Below are 19,828 nucleotides of genomic sequence, written 5' to 3'. Positions count from 1 at the left end.
TTAGTTAGCTTATACCCAAGACTTACCAGATAATGACCCGGTCTTTTGGTGCCCGCCACATAAAGTCGCCTTCAGTAATATCAAATTCCTGATGGAAATCATCAAAGTTGGTAATGGTGACGTTGGTCCGCCATTCAGCTGGGGCATGCACATCAACACTTGCTAGCATTTGCATGTACTCTTCACGCGCCTTCATCCGCCAGATTCTCGCAAAGTTAATAAAGAAGTCACGGACGCTGAAGTCTGCTTCTTTCTTAGCAGCCTCCAAAGCACAAGCCACACCACCTAAGTCTGCGACATTTTCAGACACGGTTAGTTTACCATTCACCTTAGCACCATAAGAATCTAGGCCATCAAACTGCTCAACCACCTTATCCGTACGCTCCTTAAAGGCTGCATAGTCCTCATCTGTCCACCAATTGTTCAAACTACCGTGCTCATCAAAAGAAGCCCCATTGGTGTCAAAAGCGTGGGAAATCTCATGGGCAATCACTGCCCCAATACCACCATAGTTGGCTGACGAGCCTTGATGCAAATCATAGAAAGGCGCTTGCAAAATAGCCGCCGGAAAGACAATCTGATTTTGTTGTGGATCATAGTAGGCATTGACCATGTGCGCTGGCATGTGCCACTCGCTGCGGTCTACCGGCTTATTCCACTTGCTCCACTCATAAGCAACGGAGATTTGGGCCAAACGATTAACATTTTCCACCAAACTGAGTTTTGGATCAATCACCTTCTTAGCATAGGTTTCGGGTAATTTTTCCGGATAGCCGATGTGAGGGGTAATCACATTCAACTTGACAATGGCTTTTTCCCGTGTAGCTGGCGCTAACCAATCGGCAGTCTCTAAGCGTGACTTATAAACCTCAATCATCGTTGCAACCTTATGCTCCACGTCGGCCTTAGCCTCAGGTGAGAATTTCTGTGACGCATACCAAAGCCCCAAAGCTTGATTATAGGGACCTTGTGCTAGATAGAAGGCCGCCTTCTTTTTGTCCATCGCCTGTGGGGTGCCAGAGAGTGCTCGGCTATAAGCCCCAGATAGGACACGAATCTCATCAGTCAAGTAAGCATTGTAGGCATTAGCCGCATCAAGAATCAATTCTGCTTGCAACAAGTCCCAGTTGCTTTGAGAAAAATAATCTTTAGCAAACTCTGTCCAAAAACGCTCCTCAGGAACAATCACCTTATCAGGCTGTTGCCCCAAGATTTCTTGGAAAATATCAGATAATGGCAACTCAGGCACTAGGGCTGTAAAGTCTGACCAGTCATATGGATGATAGAGTTTGGCATATTCGGCTGATTCTTCTCGAGACAAGACATATTTGGCTAGTTTAGCATCCAAAGCAATGACTTTATCTAAAAGCTCAGCGATTTCTTCACTAGAAAAACCAAACTTAGGCAATAAATCCTCTTGCGATTTGCGCCAAACAGCTAATAATTCTTTTCCTTTTTCGTTGCCCTTGGCATAGTAGCTGGTATCTGGCAAAATAATGCTAGGAGCTTGCGCCCATAGGACGTTTAGCTGGGCATTCATGAAGTCTGGCGCAACACCAAATGGGAAAATATTAGGCTTAGCAGCTAGTTCATAGGCAGCCACGCGTTTAGCAAAGTCAGCAAAGGATTGCAAAGAGCGGTATTCTTCAATCAAAGGCAGCACTGGCTCGACACCGACCGCCTCACGCTGCTCATAATCTGAGGTCATTTTGTGAAGAGCAATGAAATTGGTGAGGATTTTATTTGTAGGGAGGTTTTTACCAGCTAGCCATTGATCAGTTGTTTCCAACATCAGGTCCTCAATAGCGTCCGCTAGGTCTGAAAAACCACCTGTTCGCGGCTTGTCATCGGGAATAACGGCTGTTTTTGCCCATTCCCCATTGACAGCATGGTAGAAATTGTCTTTATAAGTAACCATAGTTTCTCCTTTTCGCATTAATTGCCTCTATTTTATCAGAAATTTCCGATAAATGCATCCGCTTAACAAGAGTTTTACCCTGACTAGGCAAGCAAAAACCCCCTTTTGACAGTCAAAAGGGGGACTGGTTCTTAATATTGCCAAATGGCCAGAGTTTGGTAGGGCCGTAAGGTGATGGTTTTCTGGATAAGCACATCCTCGTAATTGGACAAAAGGACTTGCCCCTGGCTGTAAGTGCCAGGCAGGGTTACACGAATCTCGGTAGCAAAGAAGTTATTGAGCACCAGTAGTTTTTGCCCGGCCAGACGACGCTCAAAAGCATAGGGCTGGGCATGGTCGCACAGGGCTGCATGATAGTCGTCCCCTTGGGCAATGATGGGCAGGTTTTGGCCCGGCCAGACAGCCACCAAGTACCTGCCCTGCGATTTGCTTTTTTGGCTACCACGTCAAAAGGGGGTTACAGGATTTCCTTACCCGCATTAGGCCCTGACTGCAAATTAAAGACACGCTCAATATGGATGATACCTACTGCCTTAGGTTCCTTCATTTTCCCCTGCGCCCAGAGCTTTGCCTCCTCATAAAGTGGGCCAGATGTCTGCATTTCAGCCTTGCCCATAAAGCGGTAGCCTTTTAAGGCCTGCCGATCAATAAAAGCAACTTCTATTTTGCCATTCTGCTCAATATTAGCCATGGTTTGCCCGCCAGTATTTTCATTAAACATTAAGGTCTTGGCATCATAATAGCGCATGGAGCGTTTTGGACCAATATTGGGATTACCGGCCTGGTCCACTGTTGCAACAATGGCTAACTCACGGTCAATCAAGGCTTTCATTTCTTCTGTTATCATCTTTTTACCTCCTCTTTCTCATTAAATCATACAGGATTCACATTCCTCAACCTGCTGGTCTTCGGCGTAGTGTTCACTACCAGCTAAGACCTCTTGGCGGACACGCACATAATAGATCGAAGCACATTTTTGCCGGAAGGCCTGGATATAAGCCCGGTTTAAATCACGAGTACTTGCATCCTCATTCATAAAGAGAGTCAGTGAAATCGCCTGGTCAATATGTTTTTGTGCCGTTGAGACAATATTAATAATCGGTTCTGGTCCTAATTCAAAGGCCCCATCCTTATAGTAATCATAGTTGTCCTGGGATAGCTGATAAGCAGGCACATAGACGCGACCGAGTTTTGCTTCCTTTCTGACTTCGACTGGCGAAACCACTGGTTGCAAGCTTGGCGTACATGATGTTAGATAGCTGATTGAGCCTGTTGGAGCAATGGCTAGCAAGTGTGAGTTGGCAAGGCCGTACTGTTGAATGTCTCGCACCAAAGCTTGCCAGTCTTCTTTGGTCGGTAGTGTGAACTCACAGTCTTTTAACAGCTGGCTAACACGCTTAGTTTCTGGCGTGACACTCGCCTCAGTGTATTTGGCAAAATAGGAACCATCAGCATAATCAGATTGACTAAAGGTTGCAAAAGCTCCTACCTTCTTGGCCAATTGCATCGAAGCCTTAAAGGCATAATAAGCCATGCTATAGAAAAAGCAATTTGTAAAATCTATAGCTTCTTTAGAATCATAGTAGATCGCATTGGTCGCCAAAAAGCCATGCAGGTTCATCGCACCAAGTCCCAGAGCATGATTGGCCTGATTACCTTTTTGGATGGACGGGGCAGAATCAAGATCTGTTGAACGCGATACACGATCAAGCGCCTCAATGCTGGTTGTTATCAGGTTTTCAAACTGTTTGCCATCAGCCATTGCCTTAGCAATATTGATCGAAGCCAGGTTACAGCACACATCCTGACCAATTTCTGCAAAAGATAAATCTTCATTATAGCGGCTAGGCGTGCTAAATTGAGCGATTTCTGTACATAAGTTTGACATGATAATCCGCCCTTGCTTGTGATGGGGATTGCGTTCATTAACCGTATCTTCAAAAAGAATATAAGGATAGCCAGACTCAAACTGTAACTCGGCAATCATCTGAAAGAGCTGGCGAGCCTTAATGTAGGTTTTCTTAATCGCGGGGTTAGCCACCAAGTGCTCGTATTCCTTTGAAATCGAAATATCAGACATTGGCTTACCATAAACGCGCTCAATATCATAAGGAGAAAATAAAGCCATATCGGCGTTTGCCTTAGCTAATTCAAAGGTAATGTCAGGAATCACCAAGCCTAGCGATAGCGATTTGATCCGGATCTTCTCATCCGCATTTTCGCGCTTACTATCTAAGAAGGTCAACACTTCTGGATGGTGAGCATGCAAGTACACCGCGCCAGCTCCTTGCCTTTGGCCCAACTGATTAGCATAAGAAAAGGAATCCTCCAAAAGTTTCATAACAGGAATAATCCCCGTTGCCTGATTTTGGATATTCTTAATAGGCGCGCCAAACTCACGCAGATTGGTCAAAGCCAAGGCCACGCCACCGCCACGTTTAGAAAGCTGCAAGCTAGTGGAGATAGCCCGCGAAATGGATTCCATATTGTCTTCGACCCGCAGCAAATAGCAAGAGACAAACTCGCCTCGTCGTTTTTTCCCCGCATTTAAAAAAGTTGGTGTCGCTGGTTGAAAACGCCCTTTTAACAGATGCTCTAAGATTGATAAAGCTAAGCTTTCTTGGCCTCCAGCCAAAAAGAGGGCATTCATCACCGCACGATCTTGAAAATCCTCTAAATAATAACGATGGTCATCCGTCTTTAAAGCATAGCTATTGTAAAATTTGAGAGCCCCCATAAAGGTTTGGAAAGGTTCAACATCCTCATGGGCTTTTTCAAACAGCTGATGCACAAATCTTGCATCATAAAGGTCTAATAGCTCCGCTTCATAATAATCATGCTGAAGCAGATAAGCCAATTTAGCCTCCAAATTTTCAAAAACCATGCGATTAGGCTTGATTTCCTCTTCCAGATAGGCGCTAATAGCCTCTTTGTCGGCTTCAAAATGATAGTGACCATCATTATCCTTGTAACGCGTCAAGGCATTATAGGCTAAATAGTCTTTTGTTCGTTTCATATTGTTTCTTTCTCTCTTTTTTTCAAATAATGTTTCACTAGACTGACATCGGCCGCTGTCCCTAAAAGTTCAAACTGATGCAGCAAGGGCACAGCCAACTTTTGGGCTATAATCTTACCAGCCAAAGCAAAGGTATCACCAAAGTTAGTATTACCAGAACCAATCACTGCCCGGCAATATTGCCGATTATGGCGGTCATTTAGAAAATGAATCACTTGCTTGGGCACAGCCCCTTTTAGATCTCCCTTACCCCCAGCATAGGTTGGCACAATTAAAATATACTCTTCGTTCACCTGGATAGGACTCCCATCAATCGGAATCCGCAGGCTAGGGCAGGCCAATTTATCCACAAAACGTTTGGTATTGTTGGACCGTGATGAGAAAAACACCACCAAATCAACCGTGACATCAAAATTCCCAGTCGTCATCTTCAGTTTCCTCCCGATGCCCCATAATATAGGAAGAGCCATTGCCTGAGAAGAAGTCATGCGTCTCATCTGCTCTAGCTGATAATTGGGCAAAAATTTCTGGCGAAACATAGGTTTCTGCCTCTGTGAAGGGAGAATCGTAGCCTAAGTTTTGCAGAAACTTACCAGCATTATAGATGCTAAAGCTGATAGCCTCGTCTGCTAGATCAAAGCCAGCATATAACTCTGTCAGGAAGGCCTTTTCAAGTTCGATTAATTCGTCTAATAATTGAAAGACAAATGCTTTCATTTCGGCCTGCCGCTCGGCTGACAGCTGCTTGACCTTTTGTTGGTACTTATAGCCACTATAATAATTATGAATCACCTTATCACGCAGGATCAGTCGAATAACGTCTGCCGTATTAGGTAAAAAGCCTCGCGCTGTTAAGTAAAAAGGCAGGTAAAAGCCACCATATAGCAAAAAGCCAGGCATCATAGCTGCCGCAACCTTTGATTTCAAAGGATCGTCTCCTTTATAATAAGGAATTAACTTTTGCGCACGCGCCTGTAGACTGGGCGTTGCGATCACCCATTCGTGCGCTTCTTCGATCTGTTGACTATTACACAGGGTAGAAAAGATACTACCATAAGAGCGCGCGTGGACCGCTACCATAAAGGCAAAATTCGTATAAATCACCTGTTCATGATCTGTCTGTGCATGCTGGATTTGCGCAATATCTCCCACAGTTGCTTGGACTGTATCTAATAGGGTCAGCCCCGTAAATGTCCGGGTTATCAGCTGCTGCCAGTTAGCATCCAATTGCTGCCAAGACGTCAAATCATTGGACAAGGGAATTTTTTCAGGTAACCAGAAGTTCTGGGTCACCCTGTTCCACACTTCCAAGTCTTTGTCGTCTTGAATCTTATTCCAATTGACAGAACGCATACTGCTATTTTCTGCCCCAAGGGTATAAGCAAGCGGGGATTGTGACTTCTGATAATAGTCTAAGGCCATAAGTTACTCCATTTCATGATTTCTACTAATCGTTATTTTGGCATACAAAAAACCTCTCAAGACGGGACGTCTTGATAAAAAGTACCCATCTTGAAAAGTTAATTGATAATCTATTCTTAACATTGAGTCATCACCCAAAGTCAACTGTGTTATTGTAAAACGAAAAACAGGTCTTCGTTTTACTTGCTCCGATTTTCTGTTTTATCAACAGGCTTGAATCAATAATAACACAAAATGTAGTGGTCTTCAACACAAAATACCACAATATAGACGATTTAAGCATATTGTAAAAAATGTAAAAATTAATTTATTAAGTAGTCTTAATTAAAAAGTTAACCATACCTTATTATAACAGTCTTTAGCAGAGTTTGCCACAAAACACATTTTAGTCCAGTCATTTGTTTGTAAACTAACTAGCATTAAAAAGAAATCTTACTGAATATTAAATAAAAACCTTAAGCAAACTATCCAAAGCAAGGCCCAGCCACATTTCACCTTGACAGACCAGCCTGAGCTCGACTAAAATGACACTATGTTAACTTTTTTAATCCCAACAGCAAAAGAACTCAACCAGCCCAAGACAGCACAAGCAGGACACCTTCCCAAAGGAATGCCAGCAGTGCTCCACACCCTGGCTGCCCAGAGTCCAGCCCAATTAGCCAATGCCCTTAAGCTGACACCACAAGCAGCGCAAGCAGAATTAGCACGTTTTCAGGCCATCAAGCAAGAAAAGGCCTGCGTCTCTCCAGCCTTTGAACTCTTCAATGGACTCATGTATCGCTCTTTAGGACGCGACAGCCTGACTGCTAGCCAACTCAACTACCTCACGCAACAGGTTTTCATCACCTCTGCCTTGTATGGGATTATCCCATTTGATTACCCGATTGCTCCTTATCGTCTCGATTTTCACAGCAGCATCAAAATCACAGGCAAAAGCCTCAAGCTCTACTGGCGCCCTTTTTATGATCGCTTTGCCCATGACCATGCCAATGCCCCCATCATTTCCCTTCTATCAAGTGAATTCACCCAGGTCTTTTCTAAAGGCGGCCAAGAAAACTGGCTGCAAATCGCCTTTAAAGAAGAAACCGCAGGCCAATTAAAGACGCACTCAACCATTTCAAAAAAAGCCCGCGGTGCCTTTTTACAGGCCTGCGCCAAAGCAAACTGCCAAACGCCAGAAGACCTCAAAAACTTAAACTTCGACGGCTTTCACTGGCAGGCAGAATTATCCACCGCTCAGCTTTTTACCTATGTCAAAAAGAACTGCCCTGCTGATCATTAAAAAAAGATGAGTTACATTAAAGCTAAAAAAGTCAAGCCTAGATAGGGTTGAGCCATGCTGGCTAAATAGCAGAGCTTGTAGCCTGTAGCCAATCTGGCCCTAACTCACTGATCGCTGGGACTTTTTCTTTTCCCAGTGGCGTTCAATTTTATGAGAAAATTTCTTAATCTGATTATAAAAACATTTGATTTTTAAACTATTTTTCGTTACACTAACCTTACAGATGGGAAACCCATCCTAAAATAAAAAATAAGAGAGAGGATAGCCAGATGACAACTTTTTGCAAAAAACTTGCCATTGCAGCGATGACCAGCCTAGCCTTAGCCGGAGCTTGCCTGACTGCTACTCACACTAGCAAGGCAGATGACATGCCTGACTTCTCAGAATTTGACAAATATCTTTCAGCTCCTAAAAAAGATGGTTATAGCGAAATACTTGACTTTTTAACAAAGCAAGGTGTTGAAGACTTTTATGCTGAAACTTACTTAGAAGAGCATGCTAATGAAGACTTCAAGGAATTATTAGTTAAATTCCAAGCTAAAACAGCTCAGGAAACAAACCTAGAAGTCACTACTGAAATGAGTAAGACCTTCTTAGAAGCTGCACCAGTCTACAACAAATAAACTTAAATATCCTAGAAACACCTTCTAGCAGTGTGACTATGCTTTACACCTTATTATTATAGTCACCAATATGAAAAAGCAACCTGCCCCCTCAGGTTGCTTTTTTAGGCTTGCTTCAGTGCTGTCCTGACTGATTTTAAAAAGGCGCCTGAGGATGGCCACTGGGTCTTGTTTAGACCTAGCTCTTTCTTTTTCCATTCCACTTACCAGTTACCTTATTAGTGTGAGGCCACACACAATAGCTATGGAGCTTTAAGACCAGACAAAACCCAAATAAGCCTTTCACCGACTACCGGAAAAAGGCTTAACAGATTTCTTGTGATGGACAGCTGGTAGACATTTATTAAGATTGATGGCTGCTCTACAATACAAGCTTTGCTGATGATATAGGATTAGCCCTGGGGATAACTACGATCCTTCTTGTTTCTGCTGTAGAGGCATTTAGTCGTACCTGTCATTGTCTTGGCCTATCTATTCAATCCAGAGCATTATCATCGCTTTATTTGGCTCGGCCGCCTTAAAAGATCCGCCAGAAAGTAGCCGTAAAGCCTTAAGTACGGGAGTTATACACCATTTTCATACTTATCCACAGACTGTGGATAAGTATGAGGATAATGTGGGGAAAGCTTGTCAGGCAAAGCCTGCTCTTCTAGGGAAGCAGGCCCCTGAGATTTGGCCGCAAGTCCCGCCAAGTTCAAGCTTAGCTTTAGCTTTTTTGACATGTCACAAGAGCTGGTCTCGCGATACCTGCTCAAAAGCTTGATCGCCGTCATTTAACTTTTCCCAGATAACGACCTGCTTGGTCGCTAAGGACTTAGCCACATCAATGATCCGCTGATTGCTTGAACCGCGAAACTGCAACATCAAGTTCTTCTTTGTAATGTCAAAGCGACCATCAACTAAAATGTCAATCAGCTCTAGCATCTCCAGTTTGTCCGGCGTCTCTTGCATTAATTCTTCCCAGGTGTAGCCGGTCCAAGACCACACATCTTTTTCTGGTAACTCTGTTCGAACACGCTTGAGCAGCGGAAGCAATATACCGGTATTGAGAAAAGGCTCCCCCCCAAGCAAGGTCAAGCCTTGCACATAGGGTTGGGCCAGATCTGTCATGATTTGTTCTTCTAATTCCTGACTGTAAGGAATGCCTGCTTTAAAGGACCAGGTGGCAGCATTGTAGCACCCTTTGCAATGAAACATACAGCCTGAGACATATAAGGAATTGCGCACGCCTTCCCCATCAACAAAATTAAAGGCCTTATAATCAATAATCCGTCCCTGGCTTAAGTCTTTAGATTTCCATTCTTGGGGTTTAGGGTTATTCCAATTACTATTTGTCATGAGTCTCCTTTGCTAATCCAATAACGCTCCACCCCGTTTTGAATATCTTCGAGTTGACCTTGATTAGCTAAAATAACCTTTCTACTGGCTAGATTAGTCCTTGAGCAAGTCACCAAGACCCGGGTGATATTTTTTTGCCTCGCTAAGCTCACGCCCTGGGCCAGCATGGCCGTGGCATAGCCCTTGCGCCGCTCTAAAGGGCGGACCGAGTAGCCAATGTGGCCGCCTTTTTGGCGTAGGGCCGCATTTAGTGCTAAGCGTAAACTTAAGAAGCCTAGCGCCCGCCCTTGCTGATTAAAAGCAACCAATTGGATTGAAGGAACCTGATCAGCTCTCAAGGAAAGACCGGCTTCTCGCAGCTGATTTTGCTCAAGCCAAGCTTGATAGTCAAAATCCGTCAGGTCCCAAAAACCACCATCATGCGGGGATTGAAATGCCTGAAACTCAGCCATCATTTCCATGACAGCTGCTTGGTCACTAGACTTGGGCCGACGTAATTCCATCTTCTCGCTCCTTACTTGGGTAAATGCATACCTCATTCTTCCCTTGCAGCACTAATCGCTAGCCTAGGCATAAGCTACAGACAGCTGCTTGCACAGCTGTTTTTGTGTAAACACATGCATTTAATCCCAGGGATTTGTCGCATATAGGGTAACGAAGCTTTCTGTGAAATACTGCCAATTGCTATCATGGCACCAGTCATTCACAAACCTCACTGTTGCTTTCTTGTTTTCTTGACAAATTGCTCCTTTAGCGCCTCAAGCTTGGCTTTTTTGTCCTGCTTAGCACGCGAATGCTTCTCGTGGTATTTTTCTACCTGTTGCATGCCTTTGTAGTCTAATTGGTATTTTCCCATTCTCTTTCCTTTATTCTCTGATTCTTTCTATCTGCTAAGTCAAGCTCTCGCACTTCCTCCCCTAAGGGCTAGGGCACGCAAATAAGCTCGTCCATTAACGTCCGGGATATTTAATGGTGGAACCATTCATATGTTTCACACGCGCCGCTATTTCCTTGTGACGGCCATGAACCATTGGACGCGCCTGAGGGTTGCCTAAATAGCCACAGGTCCGCTTAACCACATCCACGGTCTTAGGGTCACTGTTGCCACAGTTTGGACACATAAAACCCCGTTCAGTTGGCGTAAAATCGCCCTCGTAGTAGCATTGATAGCACTTATCAATGGGGGTATTGGTGCCCAGGTAGCCTACACGATCATAGGCATAATCCCAGACAGCCTCCAAAGCTTTAGGGTTTTGCTGCAAGACAGGGTATTCACAATAATGAATAAAGCCGCCCGATGCACCAGCCTCTGGATAGACCTTTTCAAAGTCTAACTTTTCAAAAGGTGTTGGGTCCTTACGTACATCATAGTGGAAAGAGTTGGTATAATACTCTTTATCTGTAATGTTTTCCACAATACCAAATTTCTCAGTGTCCAACCGACAAAAGCGATCGGTCAGACTCTCAGACGGCGTTGAATACACTGAAAAATGGTAGTCATATTCGGTAGACCATTCCTCACAAGCTTTTTTCATCGCTTTAACAATGGCTACCGTGAAGTCCTTTGCTTCTGTATTGCCTTCCCAGTCTCCCCCATAAAAGACAGAGGCGACCTCATATAGGCCAATATAGCCTAGTGAAACCGTTGCACGGCGATTCTTGAAAAGCTCATCGACATGACCATTCTTAGAAAGCCGCTTACCAAATGCTCCATATTGATACAAGATAGGCGCATTAGCCGGTGTCGCTTCCTTGACACGTTCAACACGATAAACTAAGGCATCCTTAGCAATTGCTAGTCGTTCAAAGAAGAGCTGCCAGAACTTGTCCATGTCACCGTTTGATTCCATCGCCACACGGGGTAGATTCATCGTAACAACTCCTAAATTCATCCGCCCTGACGTAACATCTTGCCCGTTTTCGTCCTTCCAGCCTTGCAAGAAGGAACGACAGCCCATCGGAGCCTTGAAAGAGCCAGTTAAATCAATGATCTTATCATAGGAGAGCACATCTGGATACATGCGCTTGGTTGCACACTCCAAGGCTAATTGCTTAATATCGTAGTTAGGCGAGCCCTCTTCGAGATTAAGCCCACGTTTTAAGGTAAAAATTAATTTTGGGAAAATAGCCGTCCGATGCTCGCTCCCAAGACCCTTGAGCCGAATCTCTAAAATAGCTTTTTGGATTTCCCTCTCAAACCAGGAAGTCCCCAAACCAAAACCTAAAGAAGTAAAAGGTGTTTGCCCATTTGAAGTAAACAAGGTATTAATCTCATACTCCAGGGACTGCATAGCATCATAAATATCTTTTTTGGTTTTTTCCAAGGCATATTGCTCGCGCTGATCCTCTGCCACCCAACGCTTGGCATCCTTCATGTGCTTAGCGTAGTTTAACTCCGCATAGGGTGCCAAAAACTCATCAATACGATCGGCAGTACAGCCACCATACTGGCTAGAAGCGACATTAGCAATGATTTGTGAGATCTGAGCTGTCGCTGTCTGAATGGACTTAGGACTCTCCACCTCAGCATTGCCGATCTTAAAGCCCTTGCTTAACATGCCCTTAAAGTCAATCAAGCAACAATTGGTCATTGGGGTATAAGGACTATAATCCAAGTCATGATAGTGAATATCCCCTTTTTGGTGCGCATTAGCCACATGGGGCGGCAACATTTTTAGACCAATTGACTTACCCACAATCCCAGCAGTTAAATCACGTTGGGTATTAAAGACATCACTATCTTTGTTAGCATTTTCATTAACCACCGTCTGATCCTTATTTAGCAATTTATCAATGGTAAAATTAATGTCAGTTGCTTGCGAACGGGCAAAGTCACGCTTAGTACGGTAATGAATATATTCTTGTGCAATCGCGTATTCATTAGCTGCTAGCAGCTCATGCTCAACAATATTTTGAATTTCGTAAATTTTGACATTTGTGGGAAAACGTTCACTAATCTCTGCTACCACACGCTCTGAAATCGCTTCTAACTTTGCTTCGACCAATGGTGACATCCGTGTCACCTTGCTGCTGGCCTTCAAAAGCGCACTGTAGATTTTGCGAGTATCAAAATCAACGTGGCGACCATCGCGCTTAATTACTTTTATTTCAGGTTGCTCAACTTGCTTAAGAGTTTCTTGGGTCATTCTTATTCTCCTTACTGACATATTATATCACTCAACCAGAAAAAATCAATATATTGTGGTAAATATAATTTATTACCACAATATATTGATTTTATTAGACTTTATAAACTGAAATGCTCATTTTTTCTGATATAAATGAAAGTGCTTGCTAGAATCCTTGCGAACTTTTCGATAATTTGTTTTTAATACCTTACCTATTTTAGCAGGAAGCGGAAGCTTTTGATTAACGACAATGTAGCGAGCCCTGTTTTGGAGCAATTCATCCACCAAGAGTTGCTTATTAGCTTTAGTAGATAAATTCACCAGTGGCGTTGGAAAATGCGATGCGGATTTCATCTGCGTTTCTTGGTAAATGCGAGCAGAAGTATCCCAAACATAGAGCTGATCAGTGATACTACCATTCTTTAAGAGGTATTGGCTAATCGCATGGCGTTCCTTGTGAACTGGCAAATCACGCACATAGCCAATGAGCGGCCAAGCCACCAGAAGCAAAATCGTTACTAAAGGCAGATAGAAGTGTCGCTGCAGGTAAATGAACCTAATCAACCAAGAAGCACTATGATTCTTTGAGCGATGGTGCGTTGTCCGTTGGGTATATTTGTTAAAACGCTGATTAACCGGAATTGCTGTTAAAATAAGCGCAAAAGGTAGCATCGCTAGCAAAGGGTAGGTAAGATACTCCCTAGCAAATAAAGCCAGAAAAAGATAGCCAAACGCCACAATTACCATCAACCATTTGACCCAAGCATCGTCTTCTTCCTTACGGTGTTCCAGAAAGTAACCAAGCCCTGTAAAGAGCCCTAAGCCACCAGCCACCACCAGTTGTAGCAAGAAACCAAGCAGTAGCGGGTGAACTCCTGAGCCTGGAGTCGTTAATGAATAGAGAAAAGCTTGGTTAAGATAAGGTTTTAAGAGTTGCAGACTTAAAATAAAATAGCCAGCAGTATAACATACAAGTAAGAAGCCAAAGACAGCTGCCAAGAATTGATAGAAGCCGCGAGCCAAATGCCTTTTTTGATAGTTATAACTCATAACCACCACAAGGCTCACCAGCCCAAACACCAGACTACGTGGTTCCAAGAGCATGGCTAGAGCACAAGCGCAGCCAAAGAAAATAAAGGCTTCATCCTTAGTCAACTGGGCAAAATACTTTGTTAAAAACCAAAGGCCAGCCAACAAGAAGGGCATCGCAAACTGGATGGGATAAAGCCCACCAAAGCCTAAGCCGAACGAGCCTAAAAAATAAAAAACAGTGAAAACGGAGGCTACTTTTTGATTAGACGTAAAATAGGCTACCAGTTTATAAAAATAAATGCCCGCACCGTAAAAGAAAAGGGTCTGCCAAGCTATCAACCAAAAAGAAGAGCCCCAGGCATAACTAATCGCTATTAACAAGAAATAAAGGATACCACCTGTGGAAAAAATATCGCTATAAGGTAACTGGCCCCGTAGCAACAGCTGACCAATATACAAATATTGCGATTGCAAACTATTGGACAAATCTGCCAAAAAAGGATTAGCCACTGTTAAAAAGCTGGCCAAGAAACTTAAAATTAGAATCTGCAGCTTATGTAAATGGGGCACCTTGGTCTCATACTTGGTCGTATGTAGTGTGGAACCATTATAGGCAATAGTTGTTGGGGGTTGATACTGTAATGCATCAGGTCTGTGATTCACTGTTTTCTCCTTGAATAATCTTACAACAAGTATATCAAAAACTGACATTTAGTCAATTTCTCCCCGTTTTCGACCTTAGCCTCCTTCACTAGCAAAAAAGGGTCTAAACAGCCTGTGCCTTTTGCCAGGCTCTTTGTTGAGCCAATCGCCCTTACCATGCTAAAAAACAAAAAAATAGCCAAGCTGGCTATTTCAGAACGTCAACAAACTCCTATAGAATAGCCTAATTGGGATTAGCCTAAGCGGGTTATTGAGTTGTCAAACTATTAGAAAGCTTAATATGTCAATGTTTCTGAGAGTTTTTAACTGGCCTCATAACGAAAAAAGTTTGAAGAAAATCTCGATTTTGACACTATTTTCTTCCATCTTATTTCTTTTATCACTGAAAATGAAAAAACTCCTAGAAGGCTGTCATGTCAACATTTCTAAGAGTCGTCACTCCTTTATCCACTGCATTTTCTGGTTACATGCTCAAATGCTTTAGTCAATTGCTTTCTGCTTTTTTAGGAAAATAGCCAAGCTGGCTATTCCTTACTCTTCGTCTAAAAAGCTATTAAAGACTTCTTCAATCATATCCCACTCTGCATCGGAGTCTTCAGGGATGGGCTGAAGGTCGCCTTCTGTTCCATCCTCATTTTCAATAAATGAATAGGCCTGAATTTCAATCTCACCTGACTCGTCTTCTTCTGAACCAGCTGGGACTAACAAAACATAATTTTTACCAAATTCTTCCCGGCCATCGATGGTCAACAAAATTTCAAAGAGGGTCTCATTGCCCTGCTCATCAACAAGGGTGATAACATCGTGTTCATGATTATGATCATGGTCGTGCGTATGTGCCATATGCTTCTCCTTAAAAAGATCTATCTAAATAATTTTGTAATATCAGCTGAGCAGCTAACTTATCAATAACTTTTTTGCGTTTCTGTCGGCTAATATCAGCCTGTTCAACTAACATTCGCTCTGCCTGAACTGTAGTTAAACGCTCATCTTGATACACAACCGGTAGATGAAATAATGCTTCAAGTTTATCCCCGTAAGCTCTGCTGGCTTCCACGCGCGGTCCACAAGTATTATTCATATTTTTGGGCAAACCAATCACAAATTTTTCCACTTGGTATTGCTTTACCAGGTCACCAATTTGCTCAAAACCAAAACTATTTTTTTCTTCATCAATAGCAATAATTTCCAATCCCTGAGCGGTAAAACCCAAAGGATCACTAATGGCAACACCAACTGTCTTTGAGCCGACATCAAGCCCCATTATTCTCATTTTACGTTGATTCCATTTCCTTGTAGATAATAACGGACCAGCTCTTCTACTATCTCATCACGTTCGTACTTGCGAATCTGGTTTCGCGCATCATTGTATCTAGGTACATAAGCAGGGTCACCACTTAATACATACCCTACAATTTGATTGATCGGGTTGTAACCTTTTTCTTCAAGAGATTGGTAAACAGCCGTTAAAGTTTCACTGATTTCTTTTTTTTCACCATCATCTAATCTAAAACGAACTGTTTCATCTGTAAATCCCATACTTACACCTTCTTTCTAACATTAAGTACCATGTTATATTATAGCCTATTTTTTAGGAATTAACAAGAAATCTAATTAAAGGTCACTAAAAAGGAGTGCCAGGAAAACTTGAGACTTATTTCAAGCTCCGCAGACCACTCCTCATCAAAAACAAATAGCCACTAATTGCAACCGGAAAAAGCTTTTCAAACGTGTTTCATGATAGGCTCACACTCACTAAGACTGCCAACAAGTCAGCTTCTACCTAAAACAGCTTACAGGGCTGCACGCAAACGTGCCTGAGTATTTTCAATATTACGAATCGAACGAGGTAAGAAGGCGCGAATGTCATCTTCTTTGTAGCCAACCTGAAGACGTTTATCATCAATTAAGATCGGGCTCTTTAAAATCCGAGGATTATCTTGAATTAAATCCACCACTTCACTGACACTTAACTCATCAATATTACAGTTCAAGGCCTTAGCATAGCGATTTTTTGAAGAGACAATGCTCTCAACACCATTTTCTGTTTTGGATAAAATAGCTAAAATTTCCTCTTTTGTGAGCTGTTCTTTTCCTAAATTTTGTTCTTTATAAGCTAATTTATGATCATTAAGCCATGTCTTTGCTTTTTTACAACTGGTACAACTTGAAATAGTATAGATCTTAATCATGTCGTTAGTTCTCACTTTCTATCTCGTGATACTGTCATTGTAACATAGACAGAATTGGAGAAGTATCGGTCTTTGGACCTATTTTTTCAAATAGGGTTAGGCAAATATTGGCTATTAAGACCTTATAATCCTTGATTTAGAGGGATTGCTGAGCATTTTGCAATCAAAGCTCTGCTATAACAAGCACACGTCCTTGGCTGCACAGCTGTACGACTTGGCCCTTTGAACAGTATCATAAACATTGCAACTAGCAATAAACTGGCAATGTCCTCGTTAGCAAGAACAGCAAAAAACAAAGAGTAAGCTATAAGGGACACTATGCTCTCAGTTTTTAAAAGAAACTCAGGAACACATGCTAAGGTCAACCTCCGACTTCAAAAACGGCTAGGAGGAAGACCTTTACATATACATATGAAGGCCCCTTTTTCTGAGCCCTAAACAACACAAAAAAATGAATGGAACATAGCCGCTGCCCTTAGGGACCGACTATCTTCATTCATTTTACTTGGGTAAACAACGAAACATTGAGCGGCTCTCCTATTGTTAATCTAAATGAACTTCATAAACTTCACTTCTAATCCCAGCAAGGAACCACCGCTCGCCGCTTAATTTTAATCTACTCACTAAAAGCTTGATTGCCACAGAGTGCTATTCTTCGATTTCAATGGAGTCATCAAAGTCTAGCACCAATTCAGCTGCTGTTTCTTCAGGAACAGCTGCTACCTCACTAGGCGTTTGATCATCGTCAATTAGACCTGCTTTGACACGGACTTTACGATCAATCTCATCAAAAACCTCAGGATGATCTGCTAAATAACGTTTTGCATTCTCCGAACCTTGACCAATCTTTTCACCATTGTAAGAGAACCATGCGCCAGCTTTTTGGATAATATCCATATCAGAAGCTATTTTGATGAGTTCACCTGTACGCGAGATGCCTTCTCCGTACATGATTTCCACTTCTGCCACCTTAAACGGAGGTGCTACCTTGTTCTTTACAACTTTAATCTTTGTTTCTTTACCAATATTGCTATCTTTTTGGTCACCGGTTCCCTTAATCTGAGTATTACCACGGACATCTAGGCGCACAGATGCGTAGAACTTAAGCGCGCGACCACCTGGCGTTGTTTCCGGGTTACCAAACATAACCCCAACTTTTTCACGTAACTGGTTGATAAAAATAGCAATAGTCTTTGTCTTGTTAATAGAAGCAGACAATTTGCGCATAGCTTGACTCATCATCCGAGCTTGCAAACCGACATGACTATCACCAATATCGCCGTCAATTTCGGCCCGGGGAACCAGCGCAGCAACTGAGTCCACTACCACCAAATCAACGGCACCAGAATCAATCAGCTTGCCAGCTATTTCTAAGCCCTGTTCACCAGAATCTGGTTGAGACAGTAGCAACTCATCAATATTAACTCCTAAAGCAGCAGCATAAGCTGGGTCCAAGGCGTGCTCAGCATCAATAAAAGCAGCAATGCCTCCTTCTTTTTGAGCTTGAGCGACGGCATGCAAAGCGACTGTTGTCTTCCCAGAAGATTCCGGTCCATAGATCTCAATAATCCGGCCCTTAGGGTAGCCGCCTGCTCCAAGCGCCATATCTAGTGCTAAACTCCCTGAGCTCATTACCTGAACTTTTTGTTCGGCACGCTCTCCTAGGCGCATCACGGCACCTTTACCAAAATCTTTTTCAATGTTTTTTAGGGCATCATCTAGTGCCTTGCGACGTTCATCGCCAAATTTTTTACTGATTTCTTCAGCTTTTTTTCCTTTTTTTGCCACTCTTTTCTCCTCATATCACTACCTTTGACTAAAAAACAGACCGGCTATTTTTTAGGTCACAATCAATCCATTATATCAAACTGTCCTCACTTAATAAAGCATTTCGGACCATGTTAAAGGCGTGTAGTGTTGCTATATATCTTACCTCATTTCGGCTTTTTCCGCCAATTAAAAACTTATTGACCACTACATCGTCTTGACTAGCAACAGCAATGAAAACTGTACCAGCAGGCTGACCTTCTAGCATAGATGGACCAGCTACCCCTGTTAGAGCAACACTCAAATCGGCACCAACTTGCCGTTTTGCGCCTAGAGCCATTTGCTCAGCAGTATAGGCACTAACCACGCCATGCTCTTTGAGATCTGGTAACGAAAGCTTTAGCATGTTTGCCTTTTCTTCAATACTGTAGGTGACAAAGCCACCTTTAAACACCTCTGATGCGCCCGAAAACTCCGCCAATTTTGTTTGAAAGAGACCAGCAGTTAAGCTCTCCGCTGCTGTAATTGTCTTATCTTTTTTCTTTAAGAGGCGAAACGTCTCTGCTGCTAAACTATTGTCTTCTCCATAACCATATAAAAAATCACTCAAAGGTAAGCCATCTAAACTCTTACGAGCTAATATGCGTCTTTCCAGATCAGCCAAGCAGCGTTGCGCCTGCACTTCACTGCTTGCCTTTGTGGACAAGCGTAGAGTGACCTCACCAATCTTGGCATAGGGGGCAAGCGTTGGGTCAGTTTGCCCCTCTATTAAATCCGCTAAAACAGTAACCAGTTGGCTCTCCCCTATACCAAAAAAACGTAGCACTTTGGAATAAAGGCGCGACTGATCCTTGCTTAGTAAAGGAATAAGATGGTGGTTCACCATGGGTTTCAATTCACTTGGTGGACCAGGTAAGACCACATAAGTCACCTGATCAAGCTCTAAAAAGCCACCAACAGCTAGACCTGTGTCATTTTGCAAAGGGATGGCCCCTTTGATTAATTGGGCTTGACGTTCATTATTAGGGGTCCGATGGTGCTTAGGCCGTTGAGCAAAAAAGTCATCTAATTTCTGATGGGCTTGCTTGTCCACTACTAAAGGACGCTGCAAATAAGCTGCAAGCGTTTGTTTCGTCAAATCATCCTCGGTTGGACCTAACCCTCCACATAAAATAACTAAATCACTCCGCTTACTGGCCAGGTCAATAACCTGCAATAAGCGTTCTTGGTTATCACCGACAGCTGTTTGAAAATAGACATCTATACCTAATTCAGCCATCTTTTCAGAAAGAAATTGACTATTAGTATTCACAATTTGTCCTGTTAAGATTTCCGTACCAACTGCAATCAGTTCAGCTTTCATCCTGTCACCTACTTTATTATTCGAATTTTACATCCTTATTTTAACAAAAAGTCAATTCTTTTCCCAAGAATTGACCAGTAAAGT

At 42.8% G+C, this 19,828-nt stretch carries 18 protein-coding genes and 1 pseudogene; 2 read left to right on the top strand and 17 right to left on the bottom strand.

The window, feature by feature from the left end; all coding sequences use genetic code 11:
• Window positions 1–22 precede the first annotated feature (22 nt).
• The 6 genes and pseudogenes from GWD08_RS00500 to nrdF form a co-directional block, all read right to left on the bottom strand.
• Window positions 23–1,918 (bottom strand): M13 family metallopeptidase, encoded by a 1,896-nt coding sequence (locus tag GWD08_RS00500; RefSeq protein WP_159563879.1) that lies wholly within the window; start codon window positions 1,916–1,918, stop codon window positions 23–25.
• A gap of 131 nt (window positions 1,919–2,049) precedes the next feature.
• A pseudogene (locus tag GWD08_RS00495) lies at window positions 2,050–2,307 on the bottom strand (hypothetical protein); the annotation flags it as partial.
• Window positions 2,308–2,375: 68 nt separating this feature from the next.
• Window positions 2,376–2,765, bottom strand: coding sequence for a pyridoxamine 5'-phosphate oxidase family protein (locus tag GWD08_RS00490; RefSeq protein WP_159545998.1), 390 nt, complete (start codon window positions 2,763–2,765; stop codon window positions 2,376–2,378).
• A gap of 21 nt (window positions 2,766–2,786) precedes the next feature.
• Window positions 2,787–4,934 carry a class 1b ribonucleoside-diphosphate reductase subunit alpha gene (nrdE, locus tag GWD08_RS00485; protein ID WP_159563877.1) on the bottom strand — a complete coding sequence of 716 codons (2,148 nt, stop codon included), beginning with the start codon at window positions 4,932–4,934 and terminating at the stop codon, window positions 2,787–2,789.
• Window positions 4,931–5,362: a class Ib ribonucleoside-diphosphate reductase assembly flavoprotein NrdI gene (nrdI, locus tag GWD08_RS00480; protein ID WP_159563876.1), complete on the bottom strand. Its 432-nt coding sequence runs from the start codon at window positions 5,360–5,362 to the stop codon at window positions 4,931–4,933. Before nrdI ends, nrdE begins: the two co-directional genes overlap by 4 nt.
• Complete coding sequence (gene nrdF, locus GWD08_RS00475; protein WP_159545994.1) at window positions 5,343–6,356, bottom strand: class 1b ribonucleoside-diphosphate reductase subunit beta; 1,014 nt, start codon at window positions 6,354–6,356, stop codon at window positions 5,343–5,345. The genes nrdI and nrdF overlap by 20 nt, the downstream gene beginning before the upstream one ends.
• A 532-nt stretch (window positions 6,357–6,888) precedes the next feature.
• Here nrdF and yaaA point away from each other — a divergent pair.
• Window positions 6,889–7,638 carry a peroxide stress protein YaaA gene (gene yaaA, locus GWD08_RS00470; protein ID WP_159563875.1) on the top strand — a complete coding sequence of 250 codons (750 nt, stop codon included), beginning with the start codon at window positions 6,889–6,891 and terminating at the stop codon, window positions 7,636–7,638.
• Between the two features lie 269 nt (window positions 7,639–7,907).
• Complete coding sequence (locus GWD08_RS00465) at window positions 7,908–8,261, top strand: hypothetical protein (RefSeq protein ID WP_159563874.1); 354 nt, start codon at window positions 7,908–7,910, stop codon at window positions 8,259–8,261.
• A 723-nt stretch (window positions 8,262–8,984) separates the two neighbouring features.
• On the opposite strand, the gene nrdG is transcribed toward GWD08_RS00465, so the two are convergent.
• The 11 genes from nrdG to GWD08_RS00415 form a co-directional block, all read right to left on the bottom strand.
• A complete protein-coding gene (gene nrdG / locus GWD08_RS00460; protein ID WP_159563873.1) occupies window positions 8,985–9,599 on the bottom strand; it encodes an anaerobic ribonucleoside-triphosphate reductase activating protein in 615 nt (204 codons plus the stop codon).
• Entirely contained in the window at window positions 9,596–10,102 is a 507-nt protein-coding gene (locus GWD08_RS00455) for a GNAT family N-acetyltransferase (protein ID WP_159545986.1), read from the bottom strand. Before GWD08_RS00455 ends, nrdG begins: the two co-directional genes overlap by 4 nt.
• Before the next feature lie 209 nt (window positions 10,103–10,311).
• Window positions 10,312–10,455 carry a hypothetical protein gene (locus GWD08_RS08640; RefSeq protein ID WP_167547754.1) on the bottom strand — a complete coding sequence of 48 codons (144 nt, stop codon included), beginning with the start codon at window positions 10,453–10,455 and terminating at the stop codon, window positions 10,312–10,314.
• A 94-nt stretch (window positions 10,456–10,549) separates the two neighbouring features.
• A complete protein-coding gene (nrdD, locus tag GWD08_RS00450) occupies window positions 10,550–12,745 on the bottom strand; it encodes an anaerobic ribonucleoside-triphosphate reductase (RefSeq protein WP_159563872.1) in 2,196 nt (731 codons plus the stop codon).
• Between the two features lie 117 nt (window positions 12,746–12,862).
• Window positions 12,863–14,422: a DUF2079 domain-containing protein gene (locus GWD08_RS00445; RefSeq protein ID WP_159548336.1), complete on the bottom strand. Its 1,560-nt coding sequence runs from the start codon at window positions 14,420–14,422 to the stop codon at window positions 12,863–12,865.
• A 531-nt stretch (window positions 14,423–14,953) separates the two neighbouring features.
• Window positions 14,954–15,265 (bottom strand): DUF1292 domain-containing protein, encoded by a 312-nt coding sequence (locus GWD08_RS00440; RefSeq protein WP_159546224.1) that lies wholly within the window; start codon window positions 15,263–15,265, stop codon window positions 14,954–14,956.
• 10 nt (window positions 15,266–15,275) lie between these two features.
• Window positions 15,276–15,695: a Holliday junction resolvase RuvX gene (gene ruvX / locus GWD08_RS00435; RefSeq protein WP_159546222.1), complete on the bottom strand. Its 420-nt coding sequence runs from the start codon at window positions 15,693–15,695 to the stop codon at window positions 15,276–15,278.
• Entirely contained in the window at window positions 15,692–15,961 is a 270-nt protein-coding gene (locus GWD08_RS00430) for an IreB family regulatory phosphoprotein (RefSeq protein ID WP_159546220.1), read from the bottom strand. The genes ruvX and GWD08_RS00430 overlap by 4 nt, the downstream gene beginning before the upstream one ends.
• 254 nt (window positions 15,962–16,215) lie before the next feature.
• On the bottom strand, window positions 16,216–16,614 hold the full coding sequence (gene spx, locus GWD08_RS00425; protein ID WP_159563871.1) for a transcriptional regulator Spx: 399 nt from the start codon (window positions 16,612–16,614) through the stop codon (window positions 16,216–16,218).
• Window positions 16,615–17,262: 648 nt separating this feature from the next.
• Window positions 17,263–18,402, bottom strand: coding sequence for a recombinase RecA (gene recA / locus GWD08_RS00420; protein ID WP_159563870.1), 1,140 nt, complete (start codon window positions 18,400–18,402; stop codon window positions 17,263–17,265).
• Window positions 18,403–18,472: 70 nt separating this feature from the next.
• Window positions 18,473–19,744, bottom strand: a complete 1,272-nt coding sequence (locus tag GWD08_RS00415; protein ID WP_159563869.1) for a competence/damage-inducible protein A — start codon at window positions 19,742–19,744, stop codon at window positions 18,473–18,475.
• Between the last annotated feature and the right edge of the window lie 84 nt (window positions 19,745–19,828).

Origin of the sequence: Streptococcus halichoeri, from assembly GCF_009870755.1 — a bacterium.
Lineage (GTDB): Bacteria > Bacillota > Bacilli > Lactobacillales > Streptococcaceae > Streptococcus > Streptococcus halichoeri.
The sequence above is the reverse complement of the archived record's forward strand: the minus strand, read 5'-3'. Positions and strand labels throughout refer to the sequence as shown.